This is a genomic window from Brassicibacter mesophilus, assembly GCF_050433385.1.
Taxonomy (GTDB): Bacteria; Bacillota; Clostridia; order Tissierellales; family Proteiniboraceae; genus Brassicibacter; species Brassicibacter mesophilus.
This window is the reverse complement of record NZ_JBNPXI010000048.1, coordinates 1-3000: the sequence shown is the minus strand read 5'-3', so window position 1 is coordinate 3000 and position 3000 is coordinate 1. Positions and strand designations below refer to the sequence as shown.

Annotated in this window: 1 protein-coding gene and 13 tRNA genes; 1 reads left to right on the top strand and 13 read right to left on the bottom strand. The window is 36.7% G+C overall.

Features of this window, described 5'->3' with window-relative positions; all coding sequences use genetic code 11:
* Positions 1 to 617: 617 nt before the first annotated feature.
* Complete coding sequence (locus HNR33_RS22700; RefSeq protein ID WP_429088272.1) at positions 618 to 1628, top strand: ribonuclease H-like domain-containing protein; 1011 nt, start codon at positions 618 to 620, stop codon at positions 1626 to 1628.
* 104 nt (positions 1629 to 1732) lie between these two features.
* On the opposite strand, the gene HNR33_RS22695 is transcribed toward HNR33_RS22700, so the two are convergent.
* The 13 genes from HNR33_RS22695 to HNR33_RS22635 all read right to left on the bottom strand — a co-directional run bounded on the left by HNR33_RS22695 (position 1733) and on the right by HNR33_RS22635 (position 2993).
* Positions 1733 to 1808 (bottom strand) — tRNA-Phe (locus HNR33_RS22695).
* A 6-nt stretch (positions 1809 to 1814) separates the two neighbouring features.
* Positions 1815 to 1891 (bottom strand) — tRNA-Ile (locus HNR33_RS22690).
* Between the two features lie 39 nt (positions 1892 to 1930).
* A tRNA-Ile gene (locus tag HNR33_RS22685) sits at positions 1931 to 2007 on the bottom strand.
* A gap of 11 nt (positions 2008 to 2018) precedes the next feature.
* A tRNA-Pro gene (locus tag HNR33_RS22680) sits at positions 2019 to 2095 on the bottom strand.
* Between the two features lie 34 nt (positions 2096 to 2129).
* Positions 2130 to 2205 (bottom strand) — tRNA-Trp (locus HNR33_RS22675).
* Between the two features lie 23 nt (positions 2206 to 2228).
* A tRNA-Ile gene (locus HNR33_RS22670) sits at positions 2229 to 2305 on the bottom strand.
* 14 nt (positions 2306 to 2319) lie between these two features.
* Positions 2320 to 2411 (bottom strand) — tRNA-Ser (locus tag HNR33_RS22665).
* 8 nt (positions 2412 to 2419) lie between these two features.
* A tRNA-Ser gene (locus HNR33_RS22660) sits at positions 2420 to 2508 on the bottom strand.
* Positions 2509 to 2559: 51 nt separating this feature from the next.
* Positions 2560 to 2635: transfer RNA gene (locus tag HNR33_RS22655), tRNA-Lys, on the bottom strand.
* Positions 2636 to 2647: 12 nt separating this feature from the next.
* Positions 2648 to 2723, bottom strand: a tRNA-Gln gene (locus HNR33_RS22650).
* 7 nt (positions 2724 to 2730) lie between these two features.
* Positions 2731 to 2807: transfer RNA gene (locus HNR33_RS22645), tRNA-Arg, on the bottom strand.
* Positions 2808 to 2817: 10 nt separating this feature from the next.
* Positions 2818 to 2891: transfer RNA gene (locus tag HNR33_RS22640), tRNA-Gly, on the bottom strand.
* Between the two features lie 16 nt (positions 2892 to 2907).
* Positions 2908 to 2993, bottom strand: a tRNA-Tyr gene (locus tag HNR33_RS22635).
* Positions 2994 to 3000: the final 7 nt, after the last annotated feature.

Below are 3000 nucleotides of genomic sequence, written 5' to 3'. Positions count from 1 at the left end.
CTCTCAAAAGGCTTATTGATGTTACCCTTTTTTAACTTGAAGAAATATCAAATATTTTTAGATTTAACTATTGACATTTCTTAGCTGGACTAAGTATTCATTAATGTCTTTGTTTACAACAAAAAAAAGCCATGGACAAACAACATCCATGGCTTTAAAATAACAAAGGCTTTAGTCAAAAATTTTAGTTAAACAGCCTTTATTGACATACATTTTGCGTAAACTATGCATAAAGAAATTATTTAGCTTCCTATGCATAAAAAAATCGTGAAACAAATTCCACGACATAATAAGCTAATTATAAAATTATAATTAACATTTTAAGAGAATTTATATGGACTATTGTTCTTCATTATCAACGGTAAAAGAGCACATCAAACAAAGGGTATTTATACCCAATTTAGATAATTTACCGTTCTATTAAATTCGTTTAATGAAGAACTATTTCACTCACAAAATTCTCTCCCTTTAATAACCTATTATCAGTGTATAGTATTTACCCGTATATTGTCAAGTACTTTACAGTTAGTATTTTGATGTTCTATAGTTTTTGAATTTATAAAAGTTAATCTGGTATAATTATAGTGTAATAATTTTTTTATAGAAAGGGTTTTATTATGGATATAGTCTTAAGTAAAACGCAACAGAAAATAAACATTCCAGATAATCTAATAGAGGTGCTTTCAAATAAGAATTTTTGTTTCTTTGATATTGAAACAACGGGATTTAATAGAAATAATGATTATATAATACTTATTGGAGTGCTTTATTGTGAAAACGACTTTTTAGTTATTAAACAATATTTTGCAGAATCTTTGTCTGAAGAATATGAATTACTTGCATCTTTTTCAGAGTTCATATCAAAATTCGATATCTTTATCAACTATAATGGAGATGCATTCGACATACCATTTATCAACACTAAGCTCGCCAAGTATAATATAGAATTTAAAATTGATGCTAATAAAAGCTTAGATTTAATGAAAATAGTAAGAAGTAATAAAAACTTACTCGAACTTAGTAACTACAAGCTAAAAACGGTTGAAAAGCTTTTAGGTATCAATAGAGAAGATACCATCACAGGAAAAGAAAGTGTAGACCTTTATAATAGGTATCTATCTTCAAATGACAAGGTACTTAAAAAAGCTATACTTAAGCATAATCATGATGATATATTTTATTTACCGAAATTATTAAAGATATATGATTTAATAAGCAGTAAAAATAGTATTAAGTTTAATGTAATGTGCATGCAAAGTAACGTTGTAATATCATTAGATTTAAGGAACATTAGTTTTAAAGGTGCTATGGCATACATAACTGGATATACTGGTCAATTAAATTTTTCTGACCAAATTCATTATGGTGACTTATATATGTTTGAATGGCAGCCATCACTTGGCATTTTTAAGCTTAGAATAGAGCTTTGTGAAGGGAAGTTGTCAAATGGGAACAGATGCCTTTATTTAAATGGAGATGATTATGTTTCTAGTTTAGTAAACCATGATATCCTTGATTATAATATCCCTAGTAACATAATTATTATCAAGGATAAAAACAAGCTTATGAACAATAATATTAAAATGTTGGTAAAAGAAACATTAGTCTATATTTTTTCAAATATTTGATACTAAAAATCATTAAGATACATACTTGTATAGAATCATTTTAATTTGATGTAATATTCTTTTTACTATAAAAAACAACTATCTAACTAGATAGTTGTTTTGTTTGGTGCCCAGAGGCGGAATCGAACCACCGACACGGGGATTTTCAGTCCCCTGCTCTACCGACTGAGCTATCTGGGCAAGTATTGGTGGGCCTTCAGGGATTCGAACCCCGGACCTGCCGGTTATGAGCCGGACGCTCTAACCAACTGAGCTAAAGGCCCTTAAACTAAATACTTGCAGTAAATCGCTTATATATTTACTGGTGGGCCTGGGTGGACTCGAACCACCGACCTCACGCTTATCAGGCGTGCGCTCTAACCACCTGAGCTACAAGCCCATTTACTTAAATGGTCGGGGTGGAGGGACTCGAACCCCCGGCCCCATGGTCCCAAACCACGTGCGCTACCAAACTGCGCTACACCCCGATCAAAATTATTTATATGATATTTAAGTTTTACTTGGCAGGGGTAGCAGGACTCGAACCCACGACATTCGGTTTTGGAGACCGACGTTCTACCAGCTGAACTATACCCCTATTTTTAACTTATAACTAAACATTGGTGGGCCTTCAGGGACTCGAACCCCGGACCTGCCGGTTATGAGCCGGACGCTCTAACCAACTGAGCTAAAGGCCCTCAATACAAAGAACTGGCGGAGAAGGAGGGATTTGAACCCTCGCGCCCCTTATCGAGACCTACTCCCTTAGCAGGGGAGCCTCTTCAGCCACTTGAGTACTTCTCCATTTTTTTTGGCGGAGAGGGTGGGATTCGAACCCACGTGGGCTTGCACCCTAACGGTTTTCAAGACCGCCCCGTTATGACCGCTTCGGTACCTCTCCATAATATCTATTATAAGTTCCATTTAAAGAACTTGCAACTAATTTTTTTCATGGTGACCCATCCGCGACTCGAACGCGGGACACCCTGATTAAAAGTCAGGTGCTCTGCCGACTGAGCTAATGGGTCATATAATTTTATTGGCTGGGGCGGCAGGACTCGAACCTACGGATGCTAGAGTCAAAGTCTAGTGCCTTACCGACTTGGCGACGCCCCAACATTTATGGTGCACCTGAGAGGAATCGAACCCCTGACACACGGATTAGAAGTCCGTTGCTCTATCCTACTGAGCTACAGGTGCATTTCTTTATTGGAGCGGGTGAAGGGAATCGAACCCTCGTAACTGGCTTGGAAGGCCAGAGCTCTACCATTGAGCTACACCCGCATATAACAATTTTTAATGGTGGAGGGGACTGGATTCGAACCAGTGAAAGCACAGCTAACGGATTTACAGTCCGTCCCCTTTGGCCAACTCGGGAACCCCTCCATTTGTG